The sequence below is a fragment of the Shinella sp. genome (genome assembly GCF_052438155.1).
Classification (GTDB): domain Bacteria; phylum Pseudomonadota; class Alphaproteobacteria; order Rhizobiales; family Rhizobiaceae; genus Shinella.
Map to the genome: position 1 here is coordinate 282,538 of NZ_JBQVPI010000003.1, position 13,730 is coordinate 296,267.

General features: G+C 62.7%; 13 protein-coding genes. 12 read left to right on the top strand and 1 reads right to left on the bottom strand.

Going from position 1 to position 13,730, the window contains the following annotated elements; genetic code table 11:
- Positions 1-64 precede the first annotated feature (64 nt).
- From ACT6VE_RS08275 to ACT6VE_RS08310, 8 genes are all read left to right on the top strand, one after another.
- Positions 65-1,249, top strand: coding sequence for a C45 family autoproteolytic acyltransferase/hydolase (locus ACT6VE_RS08275; RefSeq protein ID WP_444798130.1), 1,185 nt, complete (start codon positions 65-67; stop codon positions 1,247-1,249).
- On the top strand, positions 1,231-2,172 hold the full coding sequence (locus ACT6VE_RS08280; protein ID WP_444798131.1) for an ABC transporter permease: 942 nt from the start codon (positions 1,231-1,233) through the stop codon (positions 2,170-2,172). Before ACT6VE_RS08275 ends, ACT6VE_RS08280 begins: the two co-directional genes overlap by 19 nt.
- Positions 2,169-3,002 carry an ABC transporter permease gene (locus ACT6VE_RS08285; protein WP_444798132.1) on the top strand — a complete coding sequence of 278 codons (834 nt, stop codon included), beginning with the start codon at positions 2,169-2,171 and terminating at the stop codon, positions 3,000-3,002. Before ACT6VE_RS08280 ends, ACT6VE_RS08285 begins: the two co-directional genes overlap by 4 nt.
- 4 nt (positions 3,003-3,006) lie before the next feature.
- Positions 3,007-4,689 (top strand): ABC transporter ATP-binding protein, encoded by a 1,683-nt coding sequence (locus ACT6VE_RS08290; RefSeq protein ID WP_444798133.1) that lies wholly within the window; start codon positions 3,007-3,009, stop codon positions 4,687-4,689.
- Between the two features lie 22 nt (positions 4,690-4,711).
- Positions 4,712-5,563 carry an alpha/beta hydrolase gene (locus ACT6VE_RS08295; protein ID WP_444798134.1) on the top strand — a complete coding sequence of 284 codons (852 nt, stop codon included), beginning with the start codon at positions 4,712-4,714 and terminating at the stop codon, positions 5,561-5,563.
- Between the two features lie 33 nt (positions 5,564-5,596).
- A complete protein-coding gene (locus tag ACT6VE_RS08300) occupies positions 5,597-7,141 on the top strand; it encodes an ABC transporter substrate-binding protein (RefSeq protein WP_444798135.1) in 1,545 nt (514 codons plus the stop codon).
- 128 nt (positions 7,142-7,269) lie between these two features.
- Positions 7,270-8,505 carry a cysteine desulfurase-like protein gene (locus tag ACT6VE_RS08305; RefSeq protein ID WP_444798136.1) on the top strand — a complete coding sequence of 412 codons (1,236 nt, stop codon included), beginning with the start codon at positions 7,270-7,272 and terminating at the stop codon, positions 8,503-8,505.
- 61 nt (positions 8,506-8,566) lie between these two features.
- Positions 8,567-9,388, top strand: coding sequence for a helix-turn-helix transcriptional regulator (locus ACT6VE_RS08310; protein ID WP_444798137.1), 822 nt, complete (start codon positions 8,567-8,569; stop codon positions 9,386-9,388).
- Between the two features lie 39 nt (positions 9,389-9,427).
- On the opposite strand, the gene ACT6VE_RS08315 is transcribed toward ACT6VE_RS08310, so the two are convergent.
- The gene (locus ACT6VE_RS08315) at positions 9,428-10,540 is read right to left on the bottom strand and encodes an aminotransferase class I/II-fold pyridoxal phosphate-dependent enzyme (protein ID WP_444798138.1); all 1,113 of its coding nucleotides are present in this window, start codon (positions 10,538-10,540) and stop codon (positions 9,428-9,430) included.
- A gap of 186 nt (positions 10,541-10,726) precedes the next feature.
- On the opposite strand from ACT6VE_RS08315, the gene ACT6VE_RS08320 reads away from it, so the two are divergent.
- From ACT6VE_RS08320 to ACT6VE_RS08335, 4 genes are all read left to right on the top strand, one after another.
- A complete protein-coding gene (locus ACT6VE_RS08320; RefSeq protein ID WP_444798139.1) occupies positions 10,727-11,539 on the top strand; it encodes a transporter substrate-binding domain-containing protein in 813 nt (270 codons plus the stop codon).
- A gap of 65 nt (positions 11,540-11,604) precedes the next feature.
- Positions 11,605-12,300 carry an ABC transporter permease gene (locus ACT6VE_RS08325; RefSeq protein WP_444798140.1) on the top strand — a complete coding sequence of 232 codons (696 nt, stop codon included), beginning with the start codon at positions 11,605-11,607 and terminating at the stop codon, positions 12,298-12,300.
- Positions 12,297-12,989, top strand: coding sequence for an ABC transporter permease (locus ACT6VE_RS08330; protein ID WP_444798141.1), 693 nt, complete (start codon positions 12,297-12,299; stop codon positions 12,987-12,989). The genes ACT6VE_RS08325 and ACT6VE_RS08330 overlap by 4 nt, the downstream gene beginning before the upstream one ends.
- Positions 12,989-13,726 (top strand): amino acid ABC transporter ATP-binding protein, encoded by a 738-nt coding sequence (locus tag ACT6VE_RS08335; protein ID WP_444798142.1) that lies wholly within the window; start codon positions 12,989-12,991, stop codon positions 13,724-13,726. The genes ACT6VE_RS08330 and ACT6VE_RS08335 overlap by 1 nt, the downstream gene beginning before the upstream one ends.
- The last annotated feature ends 4 nt before the right edge of the window (positions 13,727-13,730 follow it).

The window sequence follows — 13,730 nt, forward strand, 5'->3', positions numbered from 1 at the left end:
GTGCTTTTCATTTAGACAAAATGCATTACGCTGCAATCAAAGACGGACATCAAGGCACAGGCATATGGCAGAGATCACCCCCTTTCCCCTTATCGAGATCAGTGGTGCGCCGCGGGAGCGTGGCCGGATGTACGGCGAGAAGGCGCGGGAGCGCATCCGCCTCTCCGCCGGCCTCTATACCGAGCAGCTCCACCGTCTCGGCTTCGACGACGCCAATATCGAGCGGCTCGTTACCCTCTTCCTGCCGCGTATCCGTGACTGGGCGCCGGATCTGGTGACGGAAATGGAAGGCATTGCCGAGGGAGCAGGTATCGGCCTGTCTGCCATCGTGCTGGTCAATGCGCGCACCGAGGTGCTGCAGCTTGCCAGGCTCGAAGCAGGTGTTGCCGATGATGAGCCGGACGGCTGCACCGGCGCCGTGCTTCTGCCGGAGGTGACGCGGGATGGCACCGTCATCCATGGCCAGAACTGGGACTGGCGTGCGGAGTGCGCCGACACCTCGGTGGTGCTGCGCATCCTGCGTGACGACGGGCCGGACATCCTCACCTTTACGGAGGCCGGCGGTCTTGCCCGCAGCGGCTTCAATTCCGCCGGCATCACCATCACCGCCAACTATCTGGAAAGCGACCGCGACTATCGGGAAATGGGCATTCCGCTGCCCTTCATCCGCCGCCGGGCGCTGGAGGCACGGCATTTCGCCATGGCGCTGCGCGTCGTCGCCATCACGCCGAAATCCGGTTCGAACAACATGATGCTGAGCACCGCGGAAGGCTACGCGGTCGATCTGGAATGCGCGCCCGACGAAGCCTTCCCGATCCACCCGCAGGGCGGGATGATCGTGCATGCCAACCATTGGCAGAGCGCTGTCGCGCTTTCGAAGTTGAAGGAAACCGGCCTCGCCAACGTGCCCGACAGCCTCTACCGCGATCATCGCGTGCTGAAGGTCTTGCAGGAAAACGGCGGAAAACTTGGTGCGGATGATCTGAAGCGCGCCTTCTTCGACGATTTCGGCGCTCCCTTCTGCGTCTGCCGCGCGCCGCTTGCCAAGGACGGCGGCAACCTGTCGGCGACGGTCGCGATGATCGTCTGCGAACCGGCGAAGGGTGTGATGGAGATCGCGCCGCTGCCGGCGATCAACCGCACGTTCACGCGTTACGAACTGGCGATGGACGAAGACGCTTTGGTTCGGGCGGCCGGCGCTGCCAGTGAAACACTTGGGGGAGGGAAACGATGGTCCGCTTCATCCTGACCCGGATCGCCACGGCGATCCCGACGCTGTTTCTTGTCTCCATCGCCGTTTTCGCGCTGATGCGGATGATCCCCGGCGATCCGGCGGCGCTGATGCTGGGCGATCTCGCCCAGCCGGGCCAGTTGGAAGCCTTGCGGCGCGAAATGGGCTTCGACCAGCCGATCGTGCTGCAATATTTCTACTGGCTCGGCAACGTGCTGAGCGGCGATTTCGGCCAGTCGATCTCGACGCGCCAGCCGGTCCTGCCTTTGATGCTGGAGCGGTTCTCGGTTTCGGCGACCATCGTTGTCGTCGCCGTCTTCTTCGCCACCGTGATTGCCGTGCCGGCCGGCATGTTCGCCGCGTGGCGGCAGAACCGCGCCGGCGACATCGCGGTCATCGCGACCTCGACGCTGCTTCTTTCCATCCCCAGCTTCTGGCTCGGGCTGATGCTGCTGCTGATCTTCGGTCTGCAACTCGGCTGGCTGCCCGTGGTCGGCTACGTGCCCTTCAGCCGTGATTTCAGTAGCGCGCTGCTCTTCATCATCCTGCCGGTCGTGACGCTGGTATTGGTCGAATCCGGCTCGATCACCCGCATGGCGCGGGCAAGCACCATCGAGGTGGCGCGGCTGGAATACATCACCCATGCGCGGGCCAAGGGCCTGTCGGAAGCGACCGTCATGTGGCGGCACGCCTTCAAGAACGCCTTTGCGCCCACCATGACGCTGATCGGCCTCGTTCTCGGCAGCCTGCTTGCCAACATCGCCGTCATCGAGATGGTTTTCACCATTCCCGGCATCGGCCGTCTGATGGTGGATGGCATCTATGCCCGCGACTATCCCGTCGTGCAGGGCTGCATGCTGTTCACCGCCTTCCTTTATGTGCTGGTCAACCTTCTGGTCGATCTCCTCTATCCGCTTCTCGATCCAAGGGTGACGGCATGATTGCGCGGGCGCTCGGCATTCCTGCCATGCGATTCAACGGCCAGATCGGCATCGTTTTCGTTGGCCTCCTCGTTCTCGTCGCGGTCTTCGGACCCTGGCTAGCACCCTACGATCCGCTGAAGCTCGATCTACTTGCCCGATTGCAGGGGCCATCGTCGGCGCACCTGCTCGGCGCCGACGAGTTCGGCCGCGACATGCTGAGCCGGCTGATGTACGGCGCGCGGACCAGCGCCTGGATCGCCTTTGCCACGGTCGTCTTCGCCATCGTCTTCGGCACGATCGTCGGCATCCTCGCCGGCTTCCTGCGTGGCTGGACGGACCGCATCCTGATGATGATCAACGATGCGCTGCTTGCCTTTCCCGCCCTTCTGCTGGCGCTCGGCTTCATGGCTGTGTTCGGCGCCAGCCGCAACGGTATCATCATCGCCCTCGGCATCGCCTACATGCCGGTCGCCGTGCGTGTCGTGCGTGGCACGGTGCTGTCGATCCGCGAGCGGGAATATGTCGAGGCCTCGCGGGTCATGGGCAACAGCGGCATCGTCACCATGCTGCGGCATGTGCTGCCCAATTGTCTGGCGCCGATCATGGTGCTGGCGACGACGATGTTCGGCTGGGTCGTGCTGTCGGAAAGCGCGCTTTCCTTCCTCGGCCTCGGCGTACCGCCGCCGGCGCCGAGCTGGGGCAACATGCTCTCCACCGGTCGCCCCTACATCAACCAGGCGCCGCACATCATCATTCTGCCCGGCCTTTGCATCTCGATCACGCTGCTCGGCGTGAACCTTCTCGGCGATGCGGTGCGCGACTGGCTCGACCCGAAGATGCAGGATTGAACCGATGGCTGTTGCGAAGCAAACTGCGTCCGTTCTCGCCGTCGAGAACCTTTCCGTCCGCATGGGCCCCAACGGCCATACTGTGGTCGATAACCTGAACTTTACGCTGCCGGCCGGCGAAATGCTGGCGCTCGTCGGCGAATCCGGCTCCGGCAAGACCATGGCGGCGCGCTCCTTGCTCGGCCTCCTGCCGCCGCCTTTCGAACCGACGCCGGAAAGCCGCATCCGTTTTCGTGGAACCGACCTCACCACGTTGCCGCCAGCCGGGTTGCGCGAAATCCGCGGCGCCAAGATCGGCATGGTATTCCAGGAGCCGATGGTCTCGCTCAACCCTGCCATGACCATCGGCAGGCAGATGGCCGAGGGGTTGGCGCTGCACCACAAGCTCGGCAGGCACGAAATCCGCGACCGAAGCCTCGCCATGCTGGAGCGCATCGGCATCCAGGACCCGGCCCGCTGCCTCGCCGCGTATCCGCATGAGTTCTCCGGCGGCATGCGCCAGCGTATCATGCTGGCCTCGGTCATGCTGCTGAAGCCTGCGCTCCTGATTGCCGACGAGCCGACGACGGCGCTCGATACGCTGATCCAGCGCGACGTGCTCGATCTGATGGTGGAGCTGACGCAGGAGAACGAAACCGCCGTCCTGCTGATCAGCCACGATCTCGGCATGGTCTCCCACTACGTGCGCAACGTCGTCGTCATGCACAAGGGGAGGGCGGTGGAGCAGGGCGAGGCTGCCCAAGTGCTGCATGCCCCGAAACATGACTATACCAGGCGCCTTGTCGATGCCCTGCCACGTCGCAGCGCGGGCGGCAGCCGGTTATCGAGCGCTTCGGCCGAGCCGCTGATTGCACTCAAGGACATCGTCATCGATTATCCCGGCCGCCCGAAACTCTTCGGCAGGGCGGCGGGCAAACGTGCCGTGCATGGCGTCGACCTGACGATCAACCGGGGCGAGACGCTGGCACTGGTCGGGGCCTCCGGCTCGGGCAAGACGACGCTTGGCCGGGCAATCGTCGGGCTCGTCACGCCCTCCGCGGGCGCGATGGCCTTCCGCGGCACACCTCTTGTCTTTGGACGCGATGCGGCAAGCCGCGCGTTACGACAGCAGATCCAGATCGTCTTCCAGGATCCCTATTCCTCCCTCGATCCGCGTCAACGTATCGCCGATATCGTCGGCGAGCCGCTGAAGCTCGACCCACGGTTGGATGCTCGGCATCGGCAGGCGCGGGTGGAGGAAGTGTTTGCCGAAGTCGGGCTTGCGCCGGAATTTGCGCAGCGCTTCCCCCACCAGCTTTCCGGTGGTCAGCGCCAGCGCGTCGCGATCGCCCGGGCCATCGTCAGCCGCCCGGCCTTCCTGGTCGCCGACGAGCCGGTGTCCGCGCTCGACATGACGGTCCAGAAGCAGATTCTGAAACTCTTTCGCGACCTGCAGGCGCGCTACGGTTTCGCCTGCCTGTTCGTCTCGCACGATCTTGGCGCCGTGGAGCAGGTGGCCGATCGCGTGGCGGTGATGGAAAACGGCCGCATCGTCGAGATCGGCACGCGCGACGAGATTTTTGACAGCCCGCGACACGCCTATACACGCCGCCTTCTCGACGCGGCGATGCTGCTCGACCGGACGTTCGCAGGCGCTTCGTCCGGCGTGGTTAAGCACCCCATCCTGCCGAGCGCGGCAGCTTTGTGAATGATCGGAGAGGAGACTATTTATGCGTAATGTCAGCGGTCACGGCCAGAAACTTTCCTACTATGATTTCGGCCATACGACCGTCTATGCCTCGCGGCTCGACCAGCGCTTTGCCTATTGCGCCTATGTTCCCGATGACTACGAGGAGGACGGCGACAAGACCTATCCGCTGGCGGTGATCGTCCACGGCACGGAGCGCGGCATGCAGGCCTACCGGGATGCCTTTGCCGATTTCGCCGAGGCCAATGGTGTCATCATCCTGTGCCCGCTGTTCCCGACGAACATCTGCTTTCCCGGTGATCTTTCGTCCTACAAGATGCTGCGGGCCGGGGACCTTCATTATGATGCGATCATGCTCGATATGATCGCCGAGATGCAGGAGAAATACCGCATCGAGGGCGACCGGGTGATGATGTACGGCTTCTCCGGCGGCGGGCATTTCACCCATCGGTTCCTGTATCTCCACCCCGAACGCCTGCTCGCCGCCTCGATTGGCGCGCCGGGCGTCGTGACGCTGCTCGATTTCGACCACGATTTCTGGGTCGGCGTGCGCGATTTCGAAAAGGTCTTCGGCAAGCCGGTCGATCTGGAGGCGATCCGCAAGGTCGCGGTGCAGATGGTGATCGGCGGCGATGACCTCGAAACCTGGGAAATCACCATCACCCCGGACGACGCCTGGTACATGCCGGGCGCCGACCGTGCCGGCGCCAACCGCAACGATCGCATGCGCTCCCTGAAACAGAGCTTCGAGCAGCACGGCATTCAGGTGCGTCACGACATCGTGCCGGGCATCACCCATGACGATCATGAGCTTATCGGCAAGGTGAAGGACTTTTTTGCAGAAACGCTGGGCGCAATCCGCGAGCGCTCCTGACGATAACAAAGCGGGGAACAATCGGAGATCACCATGAAGCGCACATTCCTGATTTCGACGGCGCTGGCAGCGGGCCTGCTGTTTGGCGCCGCGGCCGAGGCCGCAACGCTCAACATCCGCATCAATGCCGATATTCGCGGCACGGAGGGCATCGACCGCGATGCCAACACCGACACCGTGCTGCACCACATTTTCGAAACGCTGGTGGGCTTTCGCGCCGATCTGAGTATCGGCCCGGCACTTGCCGAAGCCTGGACTGTTTCGGATGACGGCAAGACCTACACTTTCACGATCCGCGAAGGCGCGACCTTCCACAATGGCGATCCAGTGACCTCGGCGGATGTCAAATGGAACTGGGACCGCCGCGTCGCCACCGGCGTCGAATGGTTCTGCAATGCCTTCTTCGACGGGTCGCAGGGCCTGAAGGTGGAAGCCGTGGAAACGCCCGATCCACGCACCGTGGTCTTCCGCATCAACGAGCCGAGCGCGCTGTTTCTTGCCCAGCTTGCCAACATCCAGTGCAACGGCTGGGTCGCCAGCCCGAAGAATGCCGGCCCGGACGGCAAGTGGATCGCTGATACGGCAATCGGCAGCGGCTCGTTCAAGCTGAAGGAATGGGTGAAGGGCCAGTACATCACGCTGGAGAAATATGACGGCTACAAGCCCTCGAAGGAAAAGGCGAGCGGGTATGCCGGCAACCGCACGGCGCTGGTCGATGAAGCCAAGTTCATGATCATCCCGGATACATCCGCCGCCGAAACCGCGCTCTTTGCCGGTGAGGTCGATGTGCTGCCGAACTTCGAATCCCAGCGCATCGAGGACGCCAAGTCGCGTGGTCTCCAGGTTCTGACGACGGCGGGGCTTTCGCTGACGCCAATGCTGATCCAGACGACCGACCCCTTGATGTCGAACGTCAAGCTGCGCCAGGCAATCGCCCACGCGATCGATTTCAAGCAGATCGCGGCCGCGCGCACGGCGGGTCTCTCTGAGTTCAATCCCTCCGGCGTGCCGCAGGCGAGCGCCTATTTCGATGAGGACTTTTTGAAGTGGCCGGAATACGATCCGGAAGCCGCCAAGGTGCTGCTCGCCGAGGCCGGCTACAAGGGCGAGGTGATCAAGATCCAGTCCAACACGCGCTACCAGGGCATGTATGAGAACAGCATCCTGGTGCAGGCCATGCTGGCGGCCGCCGGCATCAATGCGGAACTGGAAGTGCTGGATTGGGCAGCGCAGCTCGATAATTATCTGGCCGGGAAATTCCAGATGCAGTCCTTCGGCTATTCCGCCCGCCTCGACCCCTCGCAGTTTTACGGCGTGATCATGGGCGACAAGGATGCCGAGCCGACGGCGCAATGGGACAATCCGGAAGCCTGGGAACTCTACATCAAGTCGACCAAGACCACGGATTTCGAGGCTCGCAAGGCCGTGTTCAAGGAAATCCACGTCCTGATGGTAAAGGACCTGCCGATCTTCGGCCTCTACTATGAACCGGTTGTTGCGGCCGTCGGCGCCAAGATCGAAGGCTTCGACGTCTGGGCCGCCGACAAGGAACGGGCCTGGGGCGTGAAGAAGAACTGAGCCCTATCGTGCCGGTGGGGGGCGGGACGGTCCGGCAGGCCGTTTCGCCCTCATCTTCTAGGAGGATAGCGACGCTTTGCAGAAGGCTGCACAAAGATGCGACAACAGCATTCTGCAAAGAGGCCCCTATGACCGCCTATCCCATCGAGTTGATCCGCGCCTCCTTCCCCGCATTGGAGAATTCCAGCACCGCCTTTCTCGACAACCCGGCCGGAACGCTCGTTCCCAAGGTGGTCATCGATGCCGTAGCCGAGGCTATGGCGACGGCATCGTCCAATCTCGGCGGACGGTTTGCCGCCTCGCAGCGGGCGGATGCGGTCTGGCGCGCGGCGCATGAGGCGGCGGCGGAATTCGTCAATGCCAACTCCTGGCAGGAAATCGTCATCGGCCCGAACATGACGACGCTGGCCTTCCAGATGGGGCGGGTAATCGGCCAGTCCTTCGCGCCCGGTGACGAAATCATCGTCACGCGCATGGACCATGAAGGCAATGTCTCGCCCTGGCTCTCGATGGCCGAAGCCTACGGTCTCGTGGTGAAGTGGCTGCCGTTCAACAAGGAAACCTGGCGCATCGAGCCAGAAGACCTTACCGCCCTCCTGACGCCGCGGACAAAATTCCTAGCCCTCAACTATGCCTCGAACATGACCGGCAGCATCAATGATGTTGCCGCGCTGACGGCGGTGGCGCAGGCGGCCGGCTCACTCGTCTGGATCGATGCGGTGCAGCTTGCGCCGCACCGCCTGCCGGACGTGCAGGCGATCGGCTGCGATTTCCTCGTCTGCTCCTCTTATAAATTCTTCGGCCCGCATCTCGGCGTGCTGTGGGGGCGCGAGGCGCTGTTACGCTCGCTGCCGCCGCATCGTGTCCGCTGCCAGAGCGACGATATTCCGGACCGCTTCTGCACCGGTACGCCGCAGACCGAGCTTCTCGCCGGCCTTACCGCGACGATCGACTATCTCGCCTGGGCGGGTGAGATGACGGGGAGTTCGGGCACGCGGCGCGAGCGGATGGCGGGCGCCTACCAGTCCTTCGATGCTTATGAGGCGGGCCTTACCCGGCGGCTGATCGGCGGGCTGACGGCGCTGCCGGGCGTCCGGCTGGCCGGCATCGGAAATCCCAATCTCTTCGCCCATCGCGTGCCGACGATCTCGTTTACGCATGACCGAATCTCGACCCATCGTTTCGCCGATGCGCTGGCGGCCGAGGACATCAATGTCTGGTCCGGCCACAATTATGCGCTGGAGCCAGCCCGTCATCTCGGCCTGTCCGAGGAGGAAGGTGTTGTCCGTATCGGTATCGCTCACTACAATACCGCCGAGGAGATCGAGCGCACGCTTGCGGCGATCGACAAGCTTGTCGCCTAGAGCTGGCTGTCGTAAGGGGTATAAGTAGCCGTTTTCCTTCGGGAAACTCACGGATGGACCCATGACCGAAACAGTCGCCGCCAGTTGGGTCGAGCCCTTTGCGCACGCGCTCGACCGCTACGACCAGCCTGACGGCGCTGCGGCGCTTCTGGCGGCCATCGGTTCCGTTGCGCGCTTCCAGCTGGCCTTGTCGGTGGTTCATCGCAAGAATGGCGGCCCGAGCTACGTCTTCGACACATTCTCCGGCCAGCGGGCGAAGCGGGCAGTGCAGCTCTTCATCGCCGGTACCTATCTGCTCAATCCGTTTTACAACGCTTATCTCGCCGGCCTGCCGGCGGGCATCTACCTGATGCGGGATCTCGCGCCCGACGACTATCTCGGGTCCGACCTCTATCGCGGCCTCGACATCCGTCGCCACGAGGATGAGGAGTTGGGCTACCGTACCCATGGCTGGCCGGAAGGCATGGAGGAATTGCTCATCGCCATGGACTTGCCGGGCGGCGAAATGGCGGAGATCAGCCTGTCGCGCATCCGCAGCGAAGGCGGCTTCGACGCGGCGTCCATCGCCCGGCTGCGCGAAGCGCATCCGCTGATTGCCGCGGTCTTCCGTCGCCTCTGGGGGCACCTTTCGCGCGGAGAAACCCCTCCACAGGCTCGCCCGATCGACCATCTTTTCAACGATTTCGGCCGTGATCTTCTAAGCCCGCGAGAGCGCGAGGTGGCCCTCCTGATCCTCAAGGGCCATTCCAGCGAGTCGATCAGCTATCACCTGGGCATTTCGATCGCGACGGTGAAGACGCATCGCCAAAAACTCTATGCCAAGCTCAATCTGTCCACGCAGCAGGAACTGTTCTCCACATTCCTGCGCAGCCTCAATCTTTGAGGTGAGGAGGGCGAACCGGGTTCGCCCTCCTCTTCTCGTTCAGCCCTTGAGATTTTCGCGGATGGCGGCAGAGATGGCGGCGAGGCCCTTGCGCAGCTCGTCCTCGGTCGGCCAGGCATAGCCGATGCGGAAATGCCGGTCGTTCTGCTCGAACCAGCTGCCGCGGCCGACATAGGCCTGATGGCGGCTGTAGAGGCTGTCATGGAAGCCGGCGAGATCGATATTCGCTGACGGCACGATGCGTGGAAAACAGACGCAGCCGCCCGACGGTTCGATCCATTCGACGAGCGGTTCGGAAGCGATCCAGTCCTTGACGATGGCGAAGGCGCTGGCGATGCGGGCATTGTTGAAGGCGAGCCATTCCGTCCGCTGGCTGAGCGCAACATAGGCGATGTACTCGTCAACCATGCTGCCGGAAATGCCGATCTGCTCACGGGCGGCGAGGAAGGTTTCCATCAGGGCGGCGTCACGCGTGATCAGCCAGCCGATTCGGATGCCGGGGATACCGTAGGTCTTGGAGAGCGAGGAAACGCTGATCACCCGATCGGACAGGCTCGCGGCGACCGGCAGCATCGGGCCGGAGGTCATTTCGCGGTAGGTCTCGTCGAAGAGCAGCCGGGTGCCCTTGCGCTCGATGAGGGCTACCAGCGCCTTCAGCTCGCTCTCGGAGATCATCACGCCCGTAGGGTTGTGCGGATAGGTGACCGAGACGTATTTCGTCTCCGGCCGGATCGCCGCCTCGATCGCCGCAAGGTCGAGCCGGTAGCTGGTCTCGAAGGTGAGATCGACGATGCTCATGTCGGCGCCGATGGTGCGCGGCGTTTCGAGGTTCGTGGCATAGTTCGGCCGCACCACGACGATGTGGTCGCCTGCGTCAAGCATCGAGGTTGCGATGATGAAGAGCGCGCCCGCCGCACCCGCGGTGACGAGCACGTCGTCGGCGGCGAGGTCATCTCCTGTGCCGGCGATCTGCGCGCGCAGGTCCGGCGCGCCACGATGGTCACCGTAGCATAGCAGGATATCATCCAGCTTGAGGTTGAGCTCACCCAGGCGCCGGTCGGCGACCGAGCTTTCCGACAGGTTGTACTGGATCGTGTCGTAGCCAAGCTGTTCCGGCGATTCCAGCTCGATGGGCATGCGGGTATATTTCATGGGGTTCTCCTCTGACCTGTATGGGACAGGGCTAGATCAACCGCGCGTCACATTCTATCCACCCCGAGGGTGATGGCGGCCATCATCCCTTGGGTGGATGTCCTCCTTCTCTTTGCCGGCGCATCGTTGTGCATCGACGGAGTGAGGGCCGTCGCAAGCAACGACTTAACAAAGAAGGGGAATGCCATGAAATTCGTGATCGGTCTGATGTCCGCTGCAATCGTCGGACTTGCCGGCGCCATGCCCGCCCATGCCGAAACCCTGCGCGTCGGCATGGAGTGCACCTATGCGCCCTTCAACTATCGCACGCCCGAAGGCGAGATGGCGGGTTATGACGTCGATGTCGCCAAGGACATCGCGACGCGCATCGGCGTGGAGCTCGACTACGTCTGCCAGGAGTTCGACGGTATGATCCCGGCGCTGCTCGCCAGCAAGTTCGATCTCATCGTCGCCTCCATGTCGATCACCGAGGAGCGCGCGAAGAAGATCAACTTCTCGATCCCCTATCGCGTTTCGCTAGGCCGCATCCTCGGCTCGAAGGACGCGAACCTGAAGCTGTTCGACGACGCCGGCAAGCCGATCCCGGAGGCCTTCACCGGCCTGCGCTTCGGCGTGGAACGTGCTTCGACCTACGCGAAATGGGTGGAGGCGAAGTTGCCGGGCGCGGAAGTCGTGTTCTATGACGGCGCCCAGCCGATGCTGCTCGACCTTCAGAACGGCCGCCTCGATATCGCCATCTCCAATCCCATGAAGGCCTATCTCGATTTCCTCAGCAAGGAAAACGGCGCCGGCTTCGAGTTCGTCTCGCCGCCGATCGACGAGGTCAAATATTTCGGACCGGGCGTAGGCGTGGGCCTGCGCAAGGGCGATGACGCTTTGCTCGCCAAGGTCGACAAGGCACTCGAGGAGATGACCAAGGAAGGCTCGCTCGAAAAGTACGGCATGAAATACTTCCCCTTCTCCATCCAGCCGGGGAACTGGAAGGGCGTTGGTCAGTAAACATGACCTCCGGGCGCCGCGCGAGCTGCGGCGCCCGTTCCGCATGAAGCTTATGGAGGTATGGCATGTCGGTCCTCGACGGCTGGTGGGATGATTTCTTCTTCGGCCTGGTGACGGTGTTACAGGTCTTTTCGGTGTCTCTGGTGATCGCGGTCGTCTGCGGCCTGCTCGGCGCCTCGGCCAAGCTTTCCAAAAACCGCATCCTGCGCGGCGTCGCCCAGGCCTACACCATCGTGTTCCGCGGCGCGCCGGAGCTGCTTTTGCTTTTGCTCTTCTACTTTGGCATGGCGATCGCGCTTACCCAATTGGTTCAGTTTTTCGATCCTTCGGTGAAATTCATCGATCTCCCGCCATTCTGGGCAGGGTCCATCGCCATCGGCCTCATCGTTGGCGCCTATATGACGGAGACGTTCCGCGGCGCCTTTCTCGGTGTCGACCGCGGCCAGGTCGAGGCGGCGCGGGCGCTCAGCTTGAAGCGCCACCAGATCTTCCGCTATGTGCGACTTCCGCAGATGTGGCGGCTTGCCCTGCCGAATTTCGGCAACCACATGCTGTCCATCATGAAGGATACGGCGCTTGTTTCCATCATCGGCCTTGAGGAAATCCTCTTCGTCGCCAAGATGGCCAATTCCCTCCTGCACCGTCCCTTCCTGCTCTACGTGACCGTCGCGCTGATCTATCTGGCGATAACGACAGTGATCACCTTCGCCGTCGGTTGGCTTGAAGCGCGTGCGAACCGTCATCTCAGAGGTGCCCGATGAGTTTCGACCTGTCGCTGATCGCCTCCAGCCTGCCGAAAATTCTGCAGGGCCTCGGGCTGACCCTCAATCTCCTGGTCGTCTCGACCCTGTTTGGCCTGGTCCTTGCCGTCGGCATTCTCCTGATGCGGCTCTCCCGCCGGTCCTGGCTGGTCTGGCCGGCCAAGGCCTATATCTACTTCTTCCGCGGCACGCCGTTGCTGGTCCAGCTCTTCATCATCTATCACGGTCTGCCACAGTTCGGCTTCATCCGGCAGAGCGTGCTCTGGCCGATCCTGCGCGACCCCTATTGGTGCTCGGTGATTGCGCTGTCGCTCAACACGGCGGCCTATGTCTCGGAAATCCTGCGAGGCGGGGTGCTCGGTGTCGACAAGGGGTTCGTCGAGGCGGGCAAGGCGCTCGGCCTTACCAAATTCCAGAGGACGACCCGCATCACCGCCCCGCTCGCCGTCCGGCTGGCACTTCCCGCCTATAGCAACGAGATCGTCTCGATGCTGAAATCGACCGCGCTCGCCTCCACCGTCACGCTGATGGAAATGACAGGCGTCGCCCGCACCATAGTCGCCGACACCTTCGCCCCCTACGAGATCTTCATCGCCGCGACGATCATCTACCTGGTGCTGGTCTGGATCATCCAGACGGCCTTCACGCTGATCGAAACCTACGCGAACCGCCATGTGAGAAAGACCTGATGGCCGATATCATTGTCCTCGAGAAGATGAACAAGTTCTACGGCACCTATCAAGCGCTGAAGGACATCAATCTGACGATTGCCAAGGGGGAGAAGGTCGTGGTCTGCGGTCCTTCGGGCTCGGGAAAATCGACCATGATCCGCTGCATCAACCGGCTTGAAGAGCATGACGGCGGCCGCATCATCGTCGGCGGCGAGGAACTGACCAACGACGAGAAGAAGATCGACCTCGTCCGCCGCGAAGTCGGCATGGTGTTCCAGAGCTTCAACCTCTTTCCCCACATGACCGTGCTGGAGAACCTGACGCTCGCGCCGCGGCTGGTGCGGAAGATGGCGAATGCGGAGGCTGAGGAAATTGCCATGAAGTACCTCAACCGCGTGCGCATTCCCGACCAGGCGCACAAATATCCCTCCCAGCTTTCCGGCGGCCAGCAGCAGCGCGTCGCCATCGCGCGGGCGCTGTGCATGAACCCGGAGGTCATGCTGTTCGACGAGCCGACCTCCGCGCTCGACCCGGAAATGATCTCCGAAGTGCTCGACGTCATGACAGACCTTGCCCGCGAGGGCATGACGATGGTCTGCGTGACGCATGAGATGGGTTTCGCCCGCTCGGTCGCCGACCGCATCGTCTTCATGGACCAAGGCGAGATCGTTGAGGTCTCCACCCCACCTGAATTCTTTGCATCCCCGAAATCCGAGCGGGCTCGCACCTTCCTCGGACAGATTCTTGCCCATTGAGAGC

What these genes read in the sequence shown, in the direction of transcription:
- ACT6VE_RS08275 (WP_444798130.1), top strand. Translation starts at nt 65, where the DNA reads ATGGCAGAGATCACCCCCTTTCCCCTTATCGAGATCAGTGGTGCGCCG.
- ACT6VE_RS08280 (WP_444798131.1), top strand. Translation starts at nt 1,231, where the DNA reads ATGGTCCGCTTCATCCTGACCCGGATCGCCACGGCGATCCCGACGCTG.
- ACT6VE_RS08285 (WP_444798132.1), top strand. Translation starts at nt 2,169, where the DNA reads ATGATTGCGCGGGCGCTCGGCATTCCTGCCATGCGATTCAACGGCCAG.
- ACT6VE_RS08290 (WP_444798133.1), top strand. Translation starts at nt 3,007, where the DNA reads ATGGCTGTTGCGAAGCAAACTGCGTCCGTTCTCGCCGTCGAGAACCTT.
- ACT6VE_RS08295 (WP_444798134.1), top strand. Translation starts at nt 4,712, where the DNA reads ATGCGTAATGTCAGCGGTCACGGCCAGAAACTTTCCTACTATGATTTC.
- ACT6VE_RS08300 (WP_444798135.1), top strand. Translation starts at nt 5,597, where the DNA reads ATGAAGCGCACATTCCTGATTTCGACGGCGCTGGCAGCGGGCCTGCTG.
- ACT6VE_RS08305 (WP_444798136.1), top strand. Translation starts at nt 7,270, where the DNA reads ATGACCGCCTATCCCATCGAGTTGATCCGCGCCTCCTTCCCCGCATTG.
- ACT6VE_RS08310 (WP_444798137.1), top strand. Translation starts at nt 8,567, where the DNA reads ATGACCGAAACAGTCGCCGCCAGTTGGGTCGAGCCCTTTGCGCACGCG.
- ACT6VE_RS08315 (WP_444798138.1), bottom strand. Translation starts at nt 10,540, where the DNA reads ATGAAATATACCCGCATGCCCATCGAGCTGGAATCGCCGGAACAGCTT.
- ACT6VE_RS08320 (WP_444798139.1), top strand. Translation starts at nt 10,727, where the DNA reads ATGAAATTCGTGATCGGTCTGATGTCCGCTGCAATCGTCGGACTTGCC.
- ACT6VE_RS08325 (WP_444798140.1), top strand. Translation starts at nt 11,605, where the DNA reads ATGTCGGTCCTCGACGGCTGGTGGGATGATTTCTTCTTCGGCCTGGTG.
- ACT6VE_RS08330 (WP_444798141.1), top strand. Translation starts at nt 12,297, where the DNA reads ATGAGTTTCGACCTGTCGCTGATCGCCTCCAGCCTGCCGAAAATTCTG.
- ACT6VE_RS08335 (WP_444798142.1), top strand. Translation starts at nt 12,989, where the DNA reads ATGGCCGATATCATTGTCCTCGAGAAGATGAACAAGTTCTACGGCACC.